Source organism: Xanthobacter albus (assembly GCF_043194895.2).
Taxonomy (GTDB): domain Bacteria; phylum Pseudomonadota; class Alphaproteobacteria; order Rhizobiales; family Xanthobacteraceae; genus Xanthobacter.
Genome location: NZ_CM195532.1, coordinates 522,152 through 539,438, shown reverse-complemented (window position 1 = coordinate 539,438; position 17,287 = coordinate 522,152). Strand labels below are relative to the sequence as shown.

Genomic DNA, 17,287 nt, shown 5'->3' with positions numbered 1-17,287 from the left:
TCCGCCTTGCCGCCTGCCCTCCAGCCTCCTCCGCACGGTCGCCGGGTCTCTCCCGCCCGCCGGGAGCGCCGTCCATGACGGTGCCCCTGGGCGGGGGCGTGCTCGGCCAGCCGGTCCCGCGAATCGAAGATACCGCGCTCCTGACCGGTCGGGGAAGATATGCCGACGACCTGCCTGCCCCCCGCGGCACGCTGCATGCCCATGTGGTGCGCTCGCCCCACGCCCATGCGCGCATCCTCTCCATCGACACCGCCGCCGCCCGCGCCGCCGAGGGCGTGGCGGCGGTATTCACGGGCGAGGACCTGCGGGACATCACCTCGCCGTTCATGGTGGTGCTGAAGGCGCCCATCGACCAGTGGCCGCTGGCCCTGGAAGAGGTGCGCTTCGTGGGCGAGCCGGTGGCGCTGGTGCTGGCCGAGAGCCGCTATCTCGCCGAGGATGCCGCCGAGCTGGTGGAGGTGCGCTACGCGCCGGAGCCGGCGGTGCTCACCATCGCCGAGGCGCTGCGGGAGGGGGCGCCGCTGGTGCATGCCGCCGCCGGCGCCAATGTCATCTCCACCCGCGACTTCACCTATGGCGACCCGGACGGCGCCTTCGCCGGCTGCCACCGGCGCGTGCGCATCCGCTCGGAATATCCGCGCAGCTCCTTCACCCCCATGGAATGCTTCGTGGTGGTGGCGCAATACGAGCCCGCCGACGACAGCTTCGACATCCAGGCCAACTTCCAGGGCCCCTACACCGTCCACCCGGTGATGGCGCGGGCGCTCCGGGTGCCGGGAAACCGGCTCCGGGTCCGCACCCCGCCGGACAGCGGCGGCAGCTTCGGCATCAAGCTCGCCATCTTCCCCTACATGGTGCTGATGGCCGCCGCCGCGCGCCGCGCCGGTCGGCCGGTGAAGTGGGTGGAGGACCGCAACGAGCACCTCGTCGCCGCCAATTCCGGCCCCAACCGCCTCACCGAGATCGAGGCGGCGGTGGCGGCGGACGGGCGCGTGCTGGCCCTGCGCTTCGACCAGATCGAGGATTACGGCGCCTTCCTGCGCGCGCCCATGCCGGGGCCGCTCTACCGCATGCACGGCGCCACCACCGGCGCCTACGACATCCAGAACCTCTTCGTCCGCAACCGCGTGGTGCTCACCCACCGCGCGCCGGTGGGGCTGGTGCGCGGCTTCGGCGGGCCGCAGCTCTACCTCGCCCTGGAGCGGCTGATGCACCGCGTCGCGGTCGAGCTGGGGCTCGACCCGCTGGACGTGATCCGCCGCAATCTCGTTCCGGCCGGCGCCTTTCCCTATCGCACGGCGGCCGGCGCGCTCTACGATTCCGGCGACTATCCGCGCGCGGTGGATGAGACCGTCGGCGCGGGCCGGCTGGAGGATCTCCTGCGGCGGCGCGCGCGGGCGCGGGCGGAGGGGCGCTTCTACGGCATCGGCTTCGCCGCGGTGGTGGAGCCGGGCATGTCCAATATGGGCTACCTCTCCAACATCCTGCCCGCCAGCGTGCGCGAGCGGAACGGGCCCAAGAACGGCGCCGTCTCCCTCGCCACCGTCAGCATCGATCCGCTAGGCGCGGTGCTGGTGACGGCGGACGTGACGGTGCAGGGCCAGGGGCACGCCACCGTGCTCTCCCAGGTGGTGGCGGACGCCCTCGGCCTCTCCATGGACCGCATCAAGGTGGACCTGGAGCTGGATACCCGGAAGGATGCCTGGTCCATTGCCGCCGGCACCTATTCCTGCCGCTTCTCGCCGGGCACGGCGGTGGCGGCGCATCTCGCGGCCATGAAGCTGCGCCGGCGCCTCGCCCGCACCGCCGCCGGGCTGCTGAACGTGGACGCCGCCGAGCTGGAGTTCGCCGACGGCCGCGTGTTCAGCCGCGCCAATCCGGCCAACGGCCTCGATTTCGCCCGCGTGGCCGGCACCGCCCACTGGGCGCCCGCGCTGCTGCCGGACGGCGTGCCCGCCGCCCTGCGCGAGACCGGCGTGTGGAACCCCGAGCAGCTTTCCGCCCCGAGCCCGGACGACCGCATCAACACCTCGCTCACCTACGGCTTCGTGTTCGACATGTGCGGCGTGGAGGTGGACCCGGTGACCTTCGAGGCGCGGGTGGACCGCTACGTCTCCATGCACGACGCCGGCCGCCTGCTCAATCCGCTGATCGCGGAGGGGCAGATCCGGGGTGCGTTCGTGCAGGGGCTGGCCACCGCCCTCTACGAGGAGTTCGTCTACGACGCGGAGGGCGCCTTCCTCACCGGCACCTTCGCCGACTATGTGGTGCCCTCGGCGCGGGAGGTGCCGGCGCTGGAGCTGCTGCACATCGAAAGCCCCTCGCCCTTCACGCCGCTCGGCGCCAAGGGGCTGGCCGAGGGCAATTGCATGAGCGTGCCGGCCTGCGTCTCCAACGCCATTGCCGATGCCCTCGGCCTCGCCGACGTGCCGCTGCCGGCCACCCCGCGCCGGCTCCACGCCGCCATGGCGCCGGCGGAGGCGGGGGCGCCGGTTGCCGCGAACCCGGGCGTGGACGCCGATGCGCCGGCCAGCGCCGGCTTCGGCGGGCGCAGTCTGCGCGGCACCGGCGCGGTGGAGGTGGCCGCCCCGCCGCAGGCGGTGTGGGCGGCGCTGCTCGATCCCGAAACCCTGCGCCGCGCCATTCCCGGCTGCAGCGCCCTCACCGCCACCGGCCCCCATGCCTATGCGGCCGAGGTGGCGCTGGGGGTGGGCCCGGTGCGCGGGCGCTTCTCCGCGCAGGTGGAGCTGAGCGATCTCGACCCGCCCCGCTCGGGGCGCATCGGCGGCGCCCTCTCCGGCCCGCTCGGCACCGCCGCCGGCGGCGGGCGGCTGGTGCTCACCCCCACGGCGGAGGGCACCCGCATCGCCTACGACTTCTCGGTGGAGGTGGGCGGCAAGGTGGCCTCGGTGGGCGGGCGCATGCTGGATGGCGCCGCCCGCATCGTCATCGGCCAGTTCTTCGAGCGGCTGGCCGGCGCGCTCGCCCCCGCCGATGCCGCGCGCGCCGGCTGGCTGGCGCGGCTCCTGCGCCGTCTCGCGCGCCGCCGGAGGCCCTCATGAAGCCGCGTCCGTTCGATTATGCCCGCCCCGACACGGTGGACGAGGCGCTGGAGCTGCTGGCCGCCCACGGCGAGGCCGCGCGCATCCTGGCGGGGGGGCAATCGCTGATGGCCCTGCTCAACCTGCGCCTCGCGGAGCCGGCGCTGCTGGTGGACATCGCCCGCATTCCGGAGCTGCGGCGCATCACCCGGCGCGGCGGGTTCGTGGAGTTCGGCGCCGCCGTCACCCAGAACGCGGCGCTGAGCTGGCCGGAGCTGGCCGACGCGGTGCCGCTGCTGGCCCGCGCCCTGCCGTGGGTGGGCCATTTCCAGACCCGCAACCGCGGCACCCTGTGCGGCTCGGTGGCCCATGCGGACCCCTCCTCGGAGATCCCGCTGTCGCTGGCCGCGCTGGAGGGGGAAGTGGTGCTGCGCTCGGTGCGCGGCACGCGGGTGCTGCCGGCCTCCGCCTTCCAGAAGGGCCTGCTCTCCACCGCCCGCGCGGCGGACGAGATGATCGTGGCGGTGCGCTTTCCCGAGCTGCCGGGGACCGGCGCCGCCTTCCGCGAGGTGGCGCGGCGGCATGGGGATTTCGCCATCGTGGCGCTGGCGGCCGTGGCCGGGCGCGACGGCGCGGTGCGGCTCGCGGTGGGCGGGATGGCCGACCGGCCCCTGGTGCGCCGCCTCGCCCCCGCCGAGACCGGGAGCGACGCGGCGCTGGAAGCCGCGGCGGACGCCCTCGCGCGCGCTGCGGGCGGGCAGGACGATGTGCACGCCAGCGCCCATTACCGGCGTGATCTGGTGCGCCGGCTGGGGCCGGCGGTGGTGCGGGAGGCGCTTGCATGCGCAGCGTGAAGAAGGACGAGCGGCCCGTCATCCGCTTCACCCTGAACGGGCGTGCCGTGGGCGCCCCGGCCGAGCCACGCCTGCTGCTCACCGATTTCCTGCGCGAGCGCCTCGACGCCACCGGCACCCATGTGGGCTGCGAGCATGGCGTGTGCGGCTGCTGCACCGTGCTCATCGACGGGGTGGCGGCCCGCGCCTGCCTCACCCTCGCGGTGCAGGTGGAGGGCCGCGACGTGCGCACCGTGGAACACCTCTCGCCGGACGGGCGCACGCTGGGCGCCCTGCAGCAGGCCTTCCACGCCCATCACGCCCTGCAGTGCGGCTTCTGCACGCCCGGCATCCTCATGTCCTTCACCGACCTCCTGGCGCGCGATCCCGATCCCGGCCGGGCGCAGGTGGAGGACGTGATGGGCGGCCACCTGTGCCGCTGCACCGGCTACCACGCCATCGTCGAGGCGGTGCTCGACGCCGCCCGCGCCCTGCGCGCGGCCCCCATGGAGACCACGCCATGAGCGACCTTGCGCCCTCTCCCGCCTCCGCCTCCGTTCCTTCCGACAAAGTCTCCCCCGCTTCCTGGAGCCTGGAGGAGGTGGCGCCCGGCGTGCTGCGGCTCCACATGCCGCTGCCGTTCCGGGGGCTGAAGCAGGTGAACCTCTGGCTCATCCACGGGGCCGAGGGCTGGACCATGGTGGACTGCGGCTTCGGCTCGCCCGCCCATCGCGAGATGCTGGAGGAGGCATGGCGCGCCGCCCTCGGCGGGGGCAGGATCGCGCGCCTGGTCGTCACCCATTTCCACCCGGACCACATGGGCAACGCCGGCTTCATCGCCCGCCGCTGGGGGCTGACGCCGGAGATGACGCAGCTCGAATGGCTGGCCGCCCACGCGGCCTGGCACGACGGCTACAGCGACGACATCGCCGCCTCCCAGCCCTTCTTCCGCCGCCACGGGCTGGACGAGGCGCTCATCGACACCTACCGCGAGGGCTTCCTGCGCTATGGCGCCAGCGTCGAGCTGCCGGCCGCCTACCGGCGCATCGCCGACGGGGACGTTCTGCGCCTCGGCGGCGACGACTGGCGGGTCGTCACCGGCGCCGGCCATTCGCCGGAGCTCGCCACCCTCCACGCGCCGCGCCTCGGCCTCTACATCGCCGGCGACCAAGTGCTGCCGGGCATCACCCCGAACGTCAGCGTCTATCCCGGCGAGCCGGACGCCGACCCGATCGCCGCCTATGTCGCGTCCCTCGGCCATATCCGCCGCGCGGTGGCGGACGACGTGCTGGTGCTGCCCTCCCACAAGCTGCCGTTCCGGGGCCTCCACGGGCGCCTCGACGCGCTGGGCGCCCACCACGAGGAGCGGCTCGCCCACCTGAAGGCGGCCTTCCCCGCCGATGGGCGGCCCATCGCCGCCGCCGCCGCCATGGCGCACCTGTTCCCCTTCGCCCTCGACGGACACCAGGTCTCGTTCGCCATGGGCGAGACCCTCGCCCACCTCAACCATCTGCGCCGGCGCGGGGAGGCCCAGGAGCTTTCCGTCGGCGACCGGCTTCTCTACCGCCTCACCCCCTCCGCACGGGACGCCCTGCCATGACCACAGCGAAAAGCACGTCCAAAAGCACCGCGAAGTCCGCCGCCAAGAACACCGCGAAGACCGCGGCGGAGCCGGCCACCTATACCGAGAAGGTGACCATCAACGGCAAGAACGTGGTGATCGCCCACCATGCCCCGCCGGTGGCCAATGCCGGGGTGCTGGAGAATGGCGACATCTTCCGCCTCATCAACGTGTTCGACGAGAAGTTCGCGCCCACCAACGCCACCCGCGCCGACGGCACGCCGCTGCGCCTGTTCACCTCTCCCCGCACCAAGGTGGACGTCTCCAAGCGGCGCACGGAGGACATGTCGTTCTGGCACCGCAACGTCGATGCCCACGAGATCATCTTCTGCGTGAAGGGCGCGCTGGCCTGGGAGACGGAGCTGGGCAACGTCACCATGAAGCCGGGGGACATGCTGTTCATCCCCCGCGGCATCGCCCACCGCTCGCGCCTCGCTCCCGAGTCGACGGACGAGAACGTGCTCATCGAGCTCAAGATCGCCGACGAGCTCGAATATGTGGGCGAGAACCACTGATCCGGCGCCGGGGAGCACTTTCATGCACGTCACCGTCAACGGCATCCGCCTGAATTACGAGATCGAGGGGCCGCAGGACGCGCCCGTGGTCACCTTCGCCCATGCCCTCGGCAACAGCCTCAGGCTGTGGGACGATGTGGCCGCCGCCCTCAAGGACCGCTACCGCGTGCTGCGCTACGACCAGCGCGGCCACGGCCTGAGCGCGGCCAAGCCCGGCCCCTACACCTTCCCGGAGCTGGAGGACGACGCCCTCGGCCTGCTCGACGCCCTCGGCATCGGCAAGACCCATTGGGTGGGGCTCTCCATCGGCGGCATGATCGGCTACGGCCTCGCCATCCGCGCGCCGGAGCGCCTCGCCTCCCTCGTCGCCTGCGACGCGCGGCCGGACGCGCCGCCGGACTATGCCGCCTATTTCCAGTCGCGCATCGACAAGGCGCGCACCCTGGGCATGGCGAGCCTCGCCCAGCTCTCGGTGGAGCGCTGGTTCACGCCGCGCACGGTGGCCGCCGACCCGCCGGTGCTGGAGAAGATCCGCAATCTCGTCGCCACCACCGATCCGGTGGGCCACGCGGGCTGCTGCGAGGCGCTGAAGACCCTGGCCTATGGCCCGCGCCTCCACCTCATCCGGGTGCCCACCCTCATCCTCGGCGGCGCCGAGGACCTGGGCGCCCCGCCCGACAAGCTGGCCGAGGCGGCCGCGAAGATCCCCGGCGCGGTCCACGTGACCCTGCCGGACGCCGGCCACATCACCCCCATCGAGGCGCCCGAGGCCTTCCTCGCCGCCCTCAATGACCATCTGGCCCGTCACTGAGCGGCCATGGAGAGCGCGCCCATGCCGCACGCCGCCGGGCAGGCCGTGCCCGTCACCCTCTCCGACGGCGCCAGCCTTCACCTGCGCCGCGCGGGCCGTCCCGATGGCCCGCGCCTGTTCCTCTCCCACGGCAACGGCTTCGCCATCGACGGCTACCGCGACTTCTGGGAGCCCCTGGCGGAGCGGTTCGAGCTGGTGCTGTTCGACATGCGCAACCACGGGCAGAGCCAGCCCGCCGGCGGCGACGGGCATCATTATCGCCAGCTCGCGCGGGACCTCGAAAGCGTCGCCGCGGCGGCGGGGGCGGCCTTCGGCGAGAAGCCGGGCATCGGGGTGTTCCACTCCATGTCCGCCCGCGCCGCCCTGAAGCAGGCGGTGGAGGGGCCGCGCCTGTGGGCGGCGCTGGCGCTCTACGATCCGCCGAGCGTGCCGCCCCCCGCGCACCCGCTCCACGCGGCCATGCGGGCGTTCGAGATCAGGCTCGTCTCCTTCGCCCTGGACCGGCCCGAGCGTTTCGCGAGCCCGGATGCCCTGGAGGCGCAGTTCGCCACCGGCCGGGCCCAGGCCCGCTGGACGGCGCGCAGCCGCGCCGAGATGGCCCGCGCCATCCTGCGGCCCGACGGCGCCGAATGGACCCTGCGCTGCCCGCGGGAGCTGGAGGCGGCCATCTATCTCCAGGCCCTCACCCTCGACCTCTGGCCGAAGGCGGCGCAGGCGCCGCTGCCGGTGAAGATCATCGGCGCCGACCCGGATCTGGAGGGCACCGGCCCCACCGGCCGGGCCAATGCCGCGCTCGCGGCCGAGGGCGGCTTCCCCTACGAGGCGGTTTCCGGCACCGGCCACCTGCTGCAGATCGAGCGGCCGGAGGCCTGCCGCGCGGCCCTGGTGGGGTGGCTCGAAGGGCTGGGGCTGGCCTGATCGCGGCCCGCCCCGTCACGGCGCCGGGCCCGGCCCGGCATCCCCGCGCCCGGTGATGGACACGCTGGCGGTGAGGCCGGCGGCGAGGGTGAGGGCGGGCGGCGGATGGTCCAGCGCCACCCGCACCGGCACCCGCTGGGCGAGGCGAACCCAGGTGAACACCGGGTTCACCGTGGCGAGGCCGGAGGCATCGGCCTGGGCATTGGCGATGGCGATCCCCCGCCCGATGCCGGTGACATGGCCGGCGAGCGTCTGCGGATACGCCATCAGCCGCACCGCCGCGGCATCGCCCACATGGATGTCGTTCAGCACCGTCTCCTCGAAATAGCCGTCCACCCAGAAGCTGTCGGCGTCCACCACCGCGAGCGCGCGCTGGCCGCTCGTCGCATAGTCGCCGGGCTGGATGACGAGGTTGGTGACGTCGCCGTTCACCGGCGAGACGATGCGCGTGCGGTCGAGGTCGAGCTGCGCCTTGTCGCGCGCGGCCAGCGCCTGCCGGTACGCGGCCTCGGCGATGGCGGCCGCCGCCGCGTAGCGCTGCTGCTCCTCCTGCGAGACGGAGAGCGTGGTCTGCAGCGCCCGCCGCCGGGCCTCCGCCTGCTTGTCGTCGAGATCGGCCTTCGCGCGCGCCACCTGCGCCTCGGAGGCGGCGAGGGCGATGCGGTAGTCGTCGGGCTCGATCTCCATCAGCAGGTCGCCCTTGCGGACGCTCTGGTCGGCCTTCACCGCGAGCCGCGCGATGCGCCCCGAGACCTGGGGCGTGACGGTGACCACATAGGCCCGCACGGTGCCGTCGCGGGTCCAGGGCGTGGCCATGTAGGCGTCCCACATGCGCCAGCCGAGCCCCCCGGCGAGGGCAAGGACGCAGAGCGTGGCGAGCACCGCCGGCAGGCGGCGCGGCCAGACGGGGCGGGCGGCGTCCAGGGCGGTCATGGGCGGCCTCCCGCGCCGAGCACGACCAGGGACAGCACGATCACGTAGACGCACAGGCCGAACAGGCCGGGATGCCAGACGCGCCGGGAAACGCCCCAGCGGTCGCCCGCCATGCGCAGCGGGATGGCGAGCAGCCACGCCGCCAGCATCATCACCACGAACGGCGCGACATAGACGCCGAGAATGTCGATCTCCCTGAACATGGCTTCTCCTCCCTCGGATGGACGATCTCAGATGGATGGGGGCGAAACGCGCTCACGCCCCGCGAGCAGCCCGGCATGGGCGTCGATGGCCTCGCGGATCACCGTGATCCGGGCCCGCAGGTGCGGGTTCGCCGGCGCCCCGGCGCTCGTGGCCTCCAGCGCCGCGAACGCCGTGCGCGCATCGGCGACGCGCCCGGCGGCGAGGGGGGCGAGGGCGGTGGCGAGGCGGCGGCGTGCCTCGCCGCCGGGCAGCCCCTGCGCGAGATCGATGATCGCCCGGCCGAGCGCCAGCAGGGCCATGAGCGCCGCGGCATCCTCCGCCGGGGCCTGCGCGGGCAGGGCTTCGAGGCGGCCGGCCATGAGCGCGGTCCAGCGCGCGGGACCGGCCGGAAGGGGGCCGCCGGCCAGCCGGCGGAAATCCCGAAGCGACAGGGCGAGCAGCCGCCGGGCGCGGGCCTGCGGGTCCATCACCGGCATGGCGACGAAGAACAGGGTGCCGGAGACGGTGCCGGCGATGACCGCCAGCGCCAGGTTGAGATAGCCGGCCGCGTCGTAGGCGGCGGGGTTGCCCACCCCCAGCAGCGGCAGGCTGGCGATGGACATGGCCAGGAACGCCACCGGGTGCCACGCGCCGGCCTGCATGATGCCGAGCGGCACGAACAGCGCGGCCAGCACGGCGGCCAGGGCCGGGAAGGTGGTGAGCGAGGGCAGCACGCAGAAATAGAGCACGGCGCCGAGCGCCGCCATCACGGCGGCGCCCGCCGCATAATCCCCGGCGCGGGCGCGGGCCTCGTCGCCGAACGCGCCGAAGATCAGCGTGGTGGCGGCGGCGAACACCATGGCGAACGGGCCGGCGGGCCATGCCGTGGCCACCCAGAAGGCGGCGGTGGCGGCCACCGCCGCGAACGCCCGCGCCCCGTTCAGCACGGCGGGAAGCGGGTCCGCGATCACAAAGGGGGCCCGCCAGCGCCGCCGCGCCCCGCGCCCCGCGCGCAGCAGGACGATGCCGGCGGCCATGGCCTCGATGCCGGTGGCCACCGCGAGGGCGGCATCCGCCACCATGCGGGGCGTGGCATCCTCGCACCTGATGGCGCGGATGTCCGCGATGGCCTGCCGGCAGTCTTCCGCGCCGCGTTCCGGGTCGCGGCCGAGGTCGGCGGGATCGATGCGGGCGAGCGCGGCGGCGAGCGCGTGCCTCAAGCCGGCGCAGTCCGCGCCGCGCCCTTCGAGGTGGTCGCCCATGTCACGCCAGGCCACCAGCGCGTCCAGCAGGGCCGCGGCGGCGGCCCTGAGGTTGCCGGCGCGGGCGCGCAGGAAGGCGGATTCGCCGATCGCCGCGTCGATGGCGGCATCGAGGGCGCCGAGCGTGCGCACCAGGTCGTGCCGCGCCGCGCGGATCTCGGGTGTGTCCGCGCCCGCCGCCAGCGTCTCCATGAACCCCTGCGAGAGCCGGGCCGCCGCGTGGCCCAGCAGGCCGGCGAGCTGGCGCCCGGCGGCGCCCGCATCCGTGAGCAGCGCCACCACGCCGGCCGCGAAGATGCCGATGGCGATCTCGCCGACGCGGACCACGGCGAGAAGGAAGGCCGAGGACGGATCGGCCAGCGTGTCGGCGAAGATGATGGCTGAGGTGATGCCCGCGAGCGCCGCCGCGTAGGAAGCGAAGCCGCGCAGCGCCACCGCCGCGAAGCCGCAGGCGCCGCACCACAGGGCGAGGCCCAGGATCAGCGCGGCGCGCTGCTGGGGAAAGAGCGCCAGCAGCGCCACCATCGCCAGCCCGCCGAGGATGGTGCCGAGGGCGCGGTGGCGCCCCTTCTGCAGCGATGCGCCGAGGCTGGGCTGGCACACGGTGGCGGCGGTGGTGGCGGCCCAGAAGGGGTTTTCCAGCTCCAGCCCGTAGGTGACGAACAGGGCGAGGCACACCGATGCGGCGAGGCGGATGCCGAACAGCACGCGCGGGAGGAAGGGCGCCGCCGCCGCGATCGTCCCCGCGCCGGCGGGGGCGCGGGGCGGGGGCGCGTGCTGGGGGCGGGCATCGGCGGCGGCGTGCATCGCTGTCTCGTCCGGGCTCAAGGTGTTCCGCGGATGAGGATAGGCGGCGGCGGGCGCGGGGAAATCATACTTGGCAGCGCGGCGATGATACATTGGTGTGCTTCAGGCGCCGCCGCGAATGCCTGCGCCGCGTCTTGGAAGGGCGTTTCAGAAAGGCGGAGTGCGGTCGCCACCGGGCGCGCCGCCCTCAGCCCAGCGTCTGGCCCAGCCGCTGGCCATAGGCGACGATGGCGCGCCCGTCCGGGGCGCGCGCGGCATCGAGGTCGGCGTGCGCCGGGATGCCGCCTTGGCTTGCTTCAGGCGCCGCCGCGAATGCTTGCGCCGCGTCTTCGAAGGGCGTTTCAGAAAGGCGGAGTGCGGTCGCCACCGGGCGCGCCGCCCTCAGCCCAGCGTCTGGCCCAGCCGCTGGCCATAGGCGACGATGGCGCGCCCGTCCGGGGCGCGCGCGGCATCGAGGTCGGCGTGCGCCGGGATGCCGCCTTGGCTTGCTTCAGGCGCCGCCGCGAATGCTTGCGCCGCGTCTTCGAAGGGCGTTTCAGAAAGGCGGGGGCCGGCTGCCATCGGTCGCGCGGCCCTCAGCCCAGCGTCTGCTCCAGCCGCTGGCCATAGGCGACGATGGCGCGCCCGGCGGGAACGCGCGCGGCCTCGTAGGCGGCGAGCGCGGCTGTGGGGTCGGCGTGGGCTGCCAGCGCATCGCGCAGGGCGAAGGCGTCGCCCGCCGCCTTGGCGACCCCCATGGCGGTGTGCGGCCGCGCCACGAAGGCTGCATCGCCGAGCAGCGCGATCCGCCCCGCCGCCATGCGCGCCGGCGCATAGTCGAAGATGGCGTGGATGAAGGGGCGCGGCTCGGCGGCCACGGCGGCGGCGAAGGCGGGCGGCAGCAGGCGCTCGGCGTCCGCGCGCATGGCCGCCACGGTCTCGGCGCGCACCCGCCCCGGCGCCAGGGAGAAGGGCCGGCGCACGCCCTCCACGTCGGTCAGCACCGCGTCGAGCGCTTCGGCATCGTAGCGGCGGTACCAGACCCAGTTGTAGCGGCGGCGGCCCGGCTCGATGGAGCCGTCCGGACCCGGAACGAGATAGCCGAGGATGTGCGATCCGGGCATCTCGTAGAAGGCGAAGCGCTCGAACAGCCGGCGCGCCGCCGCCTCGGGCACCGCCGCCTCGGGAACGAGGCCGCGCCAGGTGGCGTAGCCCACATAGGCGGGCCGCGCGCCGGGGCCAGACACCGCTGCCCGGACCACCGAGCCGATGCCGTCGGCGCCCACCAGCAGGTCGGCCCGCGTCTCGTTGCCATCGGCGTGGCGCACGCGGGCGCCGTCCGCCTCGGCGATCGCCTCCACCACCCGTTGGCCCTTGTGGTAGCGCGCATCTGGCAGCATCTCGCGGAAGGTGCGGAACAGGACGTCCCAGGAGAGCTGCGTCTGCGGCGTGTGCTGGCGGTGGACGATGTCTCCGGCGCGGTCGAGATGGATCCGCTCCTGCGCCACCACGCCGAAGCGGGCGAGGTGCTCCACGCCCACCTCGCGCAGGATGGCGAACACCTCGCGCTGGGCGACGAGGCCCGCGCCCCGCCCCTCCAGCCCGTGGACCGAGCGCTCGGTGACGGTGACGTCGTAACCGGCGCGGTGCAGCAGCACGGCGGCGAACAGGCCGCCGATGGATCCGCCGACGATGAGGATGCGCGGGCTCATGGCTGTGGTTCTCCATTCCTGTCGGGCGTCGCCGGGGAGGGGCCGGCCGCCGGGCACGGCCGCCCTGCGACCGTGAACGCGTCCTTGAATGCGCTCATGAATAGGCGGCCGGCCCGCGTGCCTCTTCCGAAAAAGCATAGAATAGCTGCGTCCGGCCCCGGTCGTTTCCGCGCGTGGCGGCGCCGGCCGCAGCGCCCCGCGGACGTTCCTATCGCGGGCGCGCGTCTCACGCTCGGGCGCACGGCTTTTCCCGAAGGGGCCCAGGCCCGGCGCAGCCGCGCGGGCGGTTCCTGGGAGGGGTGTTGCCGGCACGGCTGCCGCGTGGCGGCCTTCCCGGCGCCTCGAAGGGCGGTTCATACTTTGGTTTTGGCCGCGCGCTGGGAAGTATATCTTCGCCAGATGCTTGGATAATGGAAGGCGAAGGCACCCGCTTCTACATTGAGAACATCAAGAACGGAGTGCCTGACATGACCATCAAGACCTATCTTCTCGCCGCCGGCGTCGCCCTCACCCTCGCCACCGCCAGCGGCACCGCCTACGCCGATCCATATATCGGCGAGCTGAACCGCGAGCAGGTCGCCGTCTCCGCCCAGGAAACGCTGCTGCCGGCCTCCCGCGCGGCCGCCCTGCGCGAAGAGCAGAAGATCGAGCGCCCGAGCGCGTTCGGCACCCCCGGCCCCTATTATGCGCCGTCCGCGCCTTTCCAGTCGGGCGATGCCCACTGGGGCCCCGCCCATGACGCCGACGACGAGTGAGGCGCCGCAACACGATCGTGCAAGAGGGGCTGCTCCGGCGGCCCCTTTTTCCTGTCCGCCGGGGCCGGCGGCCTCACGCCTCGCCCAGCTCCAGGGGCAGCGCCGCGTCGGCGGTCCATTCGGCGAGGGAGCCGTCATATTCCAGCGTCGGCTCGTAGCCGATGACGGCGAGCGCCAGCGCGCCCACGGCCGAGGCGACGCCGCCGCCGCAATAGGTGACCACCAGCTCGCCCGCCAGCGCCGTGCGCGCGCGGAACAGGGCCAGCAAGGCCTCGGCGGGCTTCAGCGTGTTGTCCTCCTCGCGCACCAGCGCGGCGAAGGGCAGGTTGGCGCTGCCGGGAATGTGGCCCGGCCGGGCGCGGCCGGAGACCCGGCCCGAGAAATCGTCCTTCTGCAGGAAGCAGATGAGCCGTCCCTCACGCCGGCCGCGGACGATGTCGAGCACCTCCGGCATGGTCGCCACCGTGTCGCGCGGGAGCGGCAGGGGGTAGCTGGTCTTCGCATAGGGCGTGAGGCCGCGCTCCACCGGCCGGCCCTCGGCGCGATGCTTGCGCAGGCCGCCGTCCAGCACGCTCACCCGCGCGTGCCCATAGGAGCGCAGCACCCACCACAGGCGCGCGGCCCACTGGTTCGCGAGGTTGTCGTAGACCACCACGTGGGAGCCGCGGCCGATGCCGAGCCGTCCCGCCGCCGCGGCGAGCTGAAGGGCGCTCGGGCGGGTGAAGGGGAAGGGGGCGAGCGGATCGGAGAACTGGGTGAACAGATCGGCGAAGCGCGCGGAGGGGATGTGCCCCTCATGCTCGTAGGCATCCAGCCCGCTGCGGAACTCCGCCCGCGCGCCGTCGGGTCCGGGTTCGAGATAGACGCTGGCGTCGAGGACGATCAGGCTGTCGTCGTGGAGGTGATCGGCCAGCCAATCCGTGGAGACGAGGGGCGGGGTCTTGTGCATCCTGGAGATCCGGTCCGGAATGGAGCGGCGGCTTGCGTTGCCGGACGAGGCGGGCTAAATTCTAAATTAGATTTATCTTTAAACTGAAGATAACACGGGAATGCGCGGCGCACCAGCCAGGACGGACGCGGCGAAGTCGGACGCGGCGAACGACCGCGGCGATCCCGCGTCCGAGGAGGGCGCGCGCGCCTCCGCCCGCTACGCTCCCTCCGTGAAGGAGCTGGCCGTGGACGAGGTGGAGCGGCGGCGGCTGCGGAACCCGCGCGACCGGACCATCTACCGTGAGGTCGCCCGCCAGTTCGGCGTCGGCGAGCAATCCCTGCGCCTGTGGGTGAAGAAGAAGGATGCCGCGCGGCTGGAGGCGCCTCACTCGGCCGCAGCCGGCGCCGCCATGTCGCCCGAGCAGATGCAGAGCGAGCTTCACGCTTTGCGCCGGCAGATCCAGAAATTGCGCACCGAGAACGAGGTGCTGAAGCGCGCCTTCGTCGTCTTTTCGTCCGAATGGGGGGAGGGCGAGCCGCGCGCCGCCGCCCCGGCCGCCGTCGGCGCGGAGCCGGGCGCCGAGACGGCGGAGCCCGCCCCGGATCAGGCTTCGAGCGGGCGCTCGGGGTCCTTCGACCACTCCGAGAGCGAGCCGTCGTAGACGCGCACCCGCGCGTGGCCGAGGGCGCGCAGGACGAAGCCGTCGACGGTGGCGGCGATGCCGCTGCCGCAATAGGCGATGACGTCCGCCTCGCCGCCGATGCCCTGGGTGTCGAGCGTGGCCTTGATCTCATCGAAAGGCTTCAGGCTGTTGTCGGCGGCCACCAGCGATCCCGCCGGCAGGCTGAGGCTGCCGGGGATGCGCCCGCGCCGGCCGTGGGGGCCGGGGGTGGCGCCGCTGAAATGCTGCGGGCTCAGGGCGTTCAGCAGGGTCGCGCCGCCCTTCTCCACCGCCGCCGCCACCTCGGGAAGGTCCGCGAACAGGCCCTGCGGCCGGGGCGTGAGGGCGTCGGCCGCCGGATAGGGCACGGCGCGGCCGGCGGCGGTGGGGCGCCCTTCGGCCACCCATTTGGCGAGCCCGCCGTCCAGCACCGCCACGCGGGTGAAGCCGATGTCGTTGAGCAGCCACCAGGCGCGGGTCGCCCAGCCGTAGGTGGAGGTGGAATAGAGCACCACCGCGCTGTCGGGCCCGATCCCCGCCCGGGCAAAGGCGGCGGCGGCGGCGTCCGGGGCGAGGCGGGTGAAATCGAGGCCGGAGGTGCTGTCGGAAAGGTCGTTCTTCAGGTCGAGGTAGCGCGCGCCGGGAATGTGCGCCGTCTCGAACACCGCCCGCGCCGGCTCGCTCTCCCCGGCGCCCGGCGCGATGGCGGCGCCGGCGGTGGCATCGAACAGCCGCAGGCCGGGTGCGGAGAGGTGCGCGGCGAGCCACGGGGTGGAAACGAGGAAGGGCGAGGGGAGGCTGGTCATCGGGGGAGTCTTTCCTTGGAAAATGCGCCGCCGTTCAGGCCGGGCCGGCCGGCGAGCGGGTGGAGTGGCGATGTCCGCTCAGCTCCTGCCCGGCGCCGGGCTTGAGGCCCAGCGACACCGGCACCGCGGCGAGCACGGCGGCGGCGAGCACGAGGAAGGCGAGCGCATAGTCGTCGCCCTCGGGGTGGGGGCGCTGCGCCGCCCAGGCCGAGAGGTTCACCACCGTGACCGAGAAGGAGATGCCGACCATCACCGCGAGCTGCTGGAAGGTGGTGTTGAGCGAGGTGGCCGGCGCCACCGCGCGGCGCGGCAGGTCGGCATAGGCGATGGCCGCCAGGGCATTGAGCTGGATGGCTCGGAAGAAGCCCCCGGCGGAGGCCACCAGCGCGATGAGGGCGAGGCTCCAGCCGGCGGCGAAGGCGGCGCAGCCGGCGAGCGCCAGCCCGCACAGCAGGCCGTTCCAGATGATCACGCTGCGAAAGCCGAAGCGGGCGAGGATGCGGGCGGTGAAGGTCTTGGTGACGAACGCCACGAGGCCGCTGGCGAGCAGGACCAGCCCACTCTCGATGGCGGTGAAGCCGAGGCCGAGCTGGAGCTGCAGCGGCAGCAGGAACGGCAGCGCCCCGTAGCCGACCCGCACCAGGCACCCGCCCCAGAACGACACGCGGAAGGTCGGCACCTTCAGCAGCGCGATGTCCAGCAGCGGCGGGTGGGTGCCGGCGCGCAGGCGCCGCCCGTAGGCGAGGCCCGCGAGCGCGAGCGCCGCCGCCAGTGCCCCGTACACCTCAAGGCCGATGCCGGGATGGCGCACCAGGGCGAGCATGGCGGCGCCGGCCGCCAGCATCACCGCGAGCCACGCCCATTGGCGCAGGTCGATGGCCGGCGGCGTCTCCTCGCGGACCTGCGGCATCAGCCGGCCGGCGGCGATGTAGCCGGCGATGCCCAGCGGCAGGTTGATGAGGAAGATCCAACGCCAGGAGGAATAGGTGGCGATGACGCCGCCGAGCAGCGGCCCGACCAGCGGCCCCAGCATGGCGGGGGTGATCATCCAGGCCAGCGCCATCACCAGGTCGGCCTTGCTGGTGGCGTGGATGATGGCCATGCGCCCCACCGGCATCATCAGCGCGGCGCTGGCGCCCTGGAGCACGCGGGCGGCGATCAGCATCGGCAGGTTCTCGGCGAGGCCGCACAAAGCGGAGCTGAGCGCGAACAGCACCAGCGAGCCCTTGAAGACGGCGCGCGTGCCGAGCCGCGCCGCCAGCAGCCCGCTCAGCGGAATGACCGCCACGTTGGCCAGCAGGTAGACGGTCATCGTCAGGTCCAGGCTCAGCGGGCTCACGCCGAAGGCGGCGGCGATCTGCGGCAGCGCGGGGGCGATGATGGTCGAGTCGAGCTGGTCCATGAAATAGGCCAGCCCCACCAGGACGGAGAGGGGCCGGTAGCCGGCGGTCTGGGCGGTCATGGGAGCGTTCGAGGGTTGGAAAAGGTTATATCCATATAGTCCATCAATTTTATAAAA

General features: G+C 73.5%; 18 protein-coding genes. 9 read left to right on the top strand and 9 right to left on the bottom strand.

Features of this window, described 5'->3' with window-relative positions; all coding sequences use genetic code 11:
- The first annotated feature begins 74 nt into the window (after positions 1 to 74).
- Genes V5F75_RS02435 through V5F75_RS02405 form a run of 7 tightly spaced genes read left to right on the top strand, consistent with a single transcriptional unit; the run spans position 75 to position 7,739 of the window.
- On the top strand, positions 75 to 3,062 hold the full coding sequence (locus tag V5F75_RS02435; RefSeq protein WP_394038095.1) for a xanthine dehydrogenase family protein molybdopterin-binding subunit: 2,988 nt from the start codon (positions 75 to 77) through the stop codon (positions 3,060 to 3,062).
- Entirely contained in the window at positions 3,059 to 3,895 is an 837-nt protein-coding gene (locus tag V5F75_RS02430; RefSeq protein WP_394038093.1) for an FAD binding domain-containing protein, read from the top strand. The genes V5F75_RS02435 and V5F75_RS02430 overlap by 4 nt, the downstream gene beginning before the upstream one ends.
- Positions 3,883 to 4,398, top strand: a complete 516-nt coding sequence (locus V5F75_RS02425; protein WP_394038091.1) for a (2Fe-2S)-binding protein — start codon at positions 3,883 to 3,885, stop codon at positions 4,396 to 4,398. Before V5F75_RS02430 ends, V5F75_RS02425 begins: the two co-directional genes overlap by 13 nt.
- Positions 4,395 to 5,474 (top strand): MBL fold metallo-hydrolase, encoded by a 1,080-nt coding sequence (locus V5F75_RS02420; RefSeq protein ID WP_394038089.1) that lies wholly within the window; start codon positions 4,395 to 4,397, stop codon positions 5,472 to 5,474. Before V5F75_RS02425 ends, V5F75_RS02420 begins: the two co-directional genes overlap by 4 nt.
- The gene (locus V5F75_RS02415) at positions 5,471 to 6,010 is read left to right on the top strand and encodes a cupin domain-containing protein (RefSeq protein WP_394038087.1); all 540 of its coding nucleotides are present in this window, start codon (positions 5,471 to 5,473) and stop codon (positions 6,008 to 6,010) included. Before V5F75_RS02420 ends, V5F75_RS02415 begins: the two co-directional genes overlap by 4 nt.
- Before the next feature lie 22 nt (positions 6,011 to 6,032).
- Positions 6,033 to 6,821: an alpha/beta fold hydrolase gene (locus tag V5F75_RS02410; RefSeq protein ID WP_394038085.1), complete on the top strand. Its 789-nt coding sequence runs from the start codon at positions 6,033 to 6,035 to the stop codon at positions 6,819 to 6,821.
- Between the two features lie 21 nt (positions 6,822 to 6,842).
- Positions 6,843 to 7,739, top strand: coding sequence for an alpha/beta fold hydrolase (locus tag V5F75_RS02405; RefSeq protein ID WP_394038083.1), 897 nt, complete (start codon positions 6,843 to 6,845; stop codon positions 7,737 to 7,739).
- Positions 7,740 to 7,754: 15 nt separating this feature from the next.
- Here the strand turns inward: V5F75_RS02405 and V5F75_RS02400 are convergent, their stop codons facing one another.
- The 6 genes from V5F75_RS02400 to V5F75_RS02375 all read right to left on the bottom strand — a co-directional run bounded on the left by V5F75_RS02400 (position 7,755) and on the right by V5F75_RS02375 (position 12,615).
- Positions 7,755 to 8,672, bottom strand: coding sequence for an efflux RND transporter periplasmic adaptor subunit (locus V5F75_RS02400; RefSeq protein ID WP_394038081.1), 918 nt, complete (start codon positions 8,670 to 8,672; stop codon positions 7,755 to 7,757).
- Positions 8,669 to 8,875: a DUF1656 domain-containing protein gene (locus tag V5F75_RS02395; RefSeq protein ID WP_394038079.1), complete on the bottom strand. Its 207-nt coding sequence runs from the start codon at positions 8,873 to 8,875 to the stop codon at positions 8,669 to 8,671. The genes V5F75_RS02400 and V5F75_RS02395 overlap by 4 nt, the downstream gene beginning before the upstream one ends.
- Positions 8,876 to 8,902: 27 nt before the next feature.
- Positions 8,903 to 11,017 (bottom strand): FUSC family protein, encoded by a 2,115-nt coding sequence (locus tag V5F75_RS02390; RefSeq protein ID WP_394038077.1) that lies wholly within the window; start codon positions 11,015 to 11,017, stop codon positions 8,903 to 8,905.
- Between the two features lie 94 nt (positions 11,018 to 11,111).
- Complete coding sequence (locus V5F75_RS02385; RefSeq protein WP_394091623.1) at positions 11,112 to 11,291, bottom strand: hypothetical protein; 180 nt, start codon at positions 11,289 to 11,291, stop codon at positions 11,112 to 11,114.
- A 14-nt stretch (positions 11,292 to 11,305) separates the two neighbouring features.
- The gene (locus V5F75_RS02380) at positions 11,306 to 11,485 is read right to left on the bottom strand and encodes a hypothetical protein (RefSeq protein WP_394091624.1); all 180 of its coding nucleotides are present in this window, start codon (positions 11,483 to 11,485) and stop codon (positions 11,306 to 11,308) included.
- A gap of 14 nt (positions 11,486 to 11,499) precedes the next feature.
- Positions 11,500 to 12,615: an FAD binding domain-containing protein gene (locus V5F75_RS02375; RefSeq protein WP_394037770.1), complete on the bottom strand. Its 1,116-nt coding sequence runs from the start codon at positions 12,613 to 12,615 to the stop codon at positions 11,500 to 11,502.
- A gap of 467 nt (positions 12,616 to 13,082) precedes the next feature.
- Here V5F75_RS02375 and V5F75_RS02370 point away from each other — a divergent pair, with 467 nt between their 5' ends.
- A complete protein-coding gene (locus V5F75_RS02370) occupies positions 13,083 to 13,370 on the top strand; it encodes a hypothetical protein (RefSeq protein WP_394037772.1) in 288 nt (95 codons plus the stop codon).
- A gap of 73 nt (positions 13,371 to 13,443) precedes the next feature.
- Here V5F75_RS02370 and V5F75_RS02365 read toward each other — a convergent pair whose 3' ends face one another.
- Positions 13,444 to 14,319: a sulfurtransferase gene (locus V5F75_RS02365; RefSeq protein ID WP_394037774.1), complete on the bottom strand. Its 876-nt coding sequence runs from the start codon at positions 14,317 to 14,319 to the stop codon at positions 13,444 to 13,446.
- A gap of 100 nt (positions 14,320 to 14,419) precedes the next feature.
- On the opposite strand from V5F75_RS02365, the gene V5F75_RS02360 reads away from it, so the two are divergent.
- On the top strand, positions 14,420 to 14,962 hold the full coding sequence (locus tag V5F75_RS02360; protein WP_394037776.1) for a transposase: 543 nt from the start codon (positions 14,420 to 14,422) through the stop codon (positions 14,960 to 14,962).
- Here the strand turns inward: V5F75_RS02360 and V5F75_RS02355 are convergent.
- Both V5F75_RS02355 and V5F75_RS02350 read right to left on the bottom strand, forming a co-directional pair.
- The gene (locus V5F75_RS02355) at positions 14,905 to 15,768 is read right to left on the bottom strand and encodes a sulfurtransferase (RefSeq protein WP_394037778.1); all 864 of its coding nucleotides are present in this window, start codon (positions 15,766 to 15,768) and stop codon (positions 14,905 to 14,907) included. The two genes, V5F75_RS02360 and V5F75_RS02355, sit on opposite strands and share 58 nt — an antisense overlap.
- A 34-nt stretch (positions 15,769 to 15,802) precedes the next feature.
- Positions 15,803 to 17,230 (bottom strand): MFS transporter, encoded by a 1,428-nt coding sequence (locus V5F75_RS02350; protein ID WP_394037780.1) that lies wholly within the window; start codon positions 17,228 to 17,230, stop codon positions 15,803 to 15,805.
- Between the last annotated feature and the right edge of the window lie 57 nt (positions 17,231 to 17,287).

Excerpts from the sequence above, each read along its gene's own strand:
- V5F75_RS02405 (WP_394038083.1), top strand. The coding sequence starts at position 6,843 with ATGCCGCACGCCGCCGGGCAGGCCGTGCCCGTCACCCTCTCCGACGGC.
- V5F75_RS02435 (WP_394038095.1), top strand. The coding sequence starts at position 75 with ATGACGGTGCCCCTGGGCGGGGGCGTGCTCGGCCAGCCGGTCCCGCGA.
- V5F75_RS02390 (WP_394038077.1), bottom strand. The coding sequence starts at position 11,017 with ATGTATCATCGCCGCGCTGCCAAGTATGATTTCCCCGCGCCCGCCGCC.
- V5F75_RS02415 (WP_394038087.1), top strand. The coding sequence starts at position 5,471 with ATGACCACAGCGAAAAGCACGTCCAAAAGCACCGCGAAGTCCGCCGCC.
- V5F75_RS02410 (WP_394038085.1), top strand. The coding sequence starts at position 6,033 with ATGCACGTCACCGTCAACGGCATCCGCCTGAATTACGAGATCGAGGGG.
- V5F75_RS02425 (WP_394038091.1), top strand. The coding sequence starts at position 3,883 with ATGCGCAGCGTGAAGAAGGACGAGCGGCCCGTCATCCGCTTCACCCTG.
- V5F75_RS02420 (WP_394038089.1), top strand. The coding sequence starts at position 4,395 with ATGAGCGACCTTGCGCCCTCTCCCGCCTCCGCCTCCGTTCCTTCCGAC.
- V5F75_RS02380 (WP_394091624.1), bottom strand. The coding sequence starts at position 11,485 with ATGGCAGCCGGCCCCCGCCTTTCTGAAACGCCCTTCGAAGACGCGGCG.
- V5F75_RS02370 (WP_394037772.1), top strand. The coding sequence starts at position 13,083 with ATGACCATCAAGACCTATCTTCTCGCCGCCGGCGTCGCCCTCACCCTC.
- V5F75_RS02365 (WP_394037774.1), bottom strand. The coding sequence starts at position 14,319 with ATGCACAAGACCCCGCCCCTCGTCTCCACGGATTGGCTGGCCGATCAC.
- V5F75_RS02350 (WP_394037780.1), bottom strand. The coding sequence starts at position 17,230 with ATGACCGCCCAGACCGCCGGCTACCGGCCCCTCTCCGTCCTGGTGGGG.
- V5F75_RS02355 (WP_394037778.1), bottom strand. The coding sequence starts at position 15,768 with ATGACCAGCCTCCCCTCGCCCTTCCTCGTTTCCACCCCGTGGCTCGCC.
- V5F75_RS02375 (WP_394037770.1), bottom strand. The coding sequence starts at position 12,615 with ATGAGCCCGCGCATCCTCATCGTCGGCGGATCCATCGGCGGCCTGTTC.
- V5F75_RS02360 (WP_394037776.1), top strand. The coding sequence starts at position 14,420 with ATGCGCGGCGCACCAGCCAGGACGGACGCGGCGAAGTCGGACGCGGCG.
- V5F75_RS02395 (WP_394038079.1), bottom strand. The coding sequence starts at position 8,875 with ATGTTCAGGGAGATCGACATTCTCGGCGTCTATGTCGCGCCGTTCGTG.
- V5F75_RS02400 (WP_394038081.1), bottom strand. The coding sequence starts at position 8,672 with ATGACCGCCCTGGACGCCGCCCGCCCCGTCTGGCCGCGCCGCCTGCCG.
- V5F75_RS02430 (WP_394038093.1), top strand. The coding sequence starts at position 3,059 with ATGAAGCCGCGTCCGTTCGATTATGCCCGCCCCGACACGGTGGACGAG.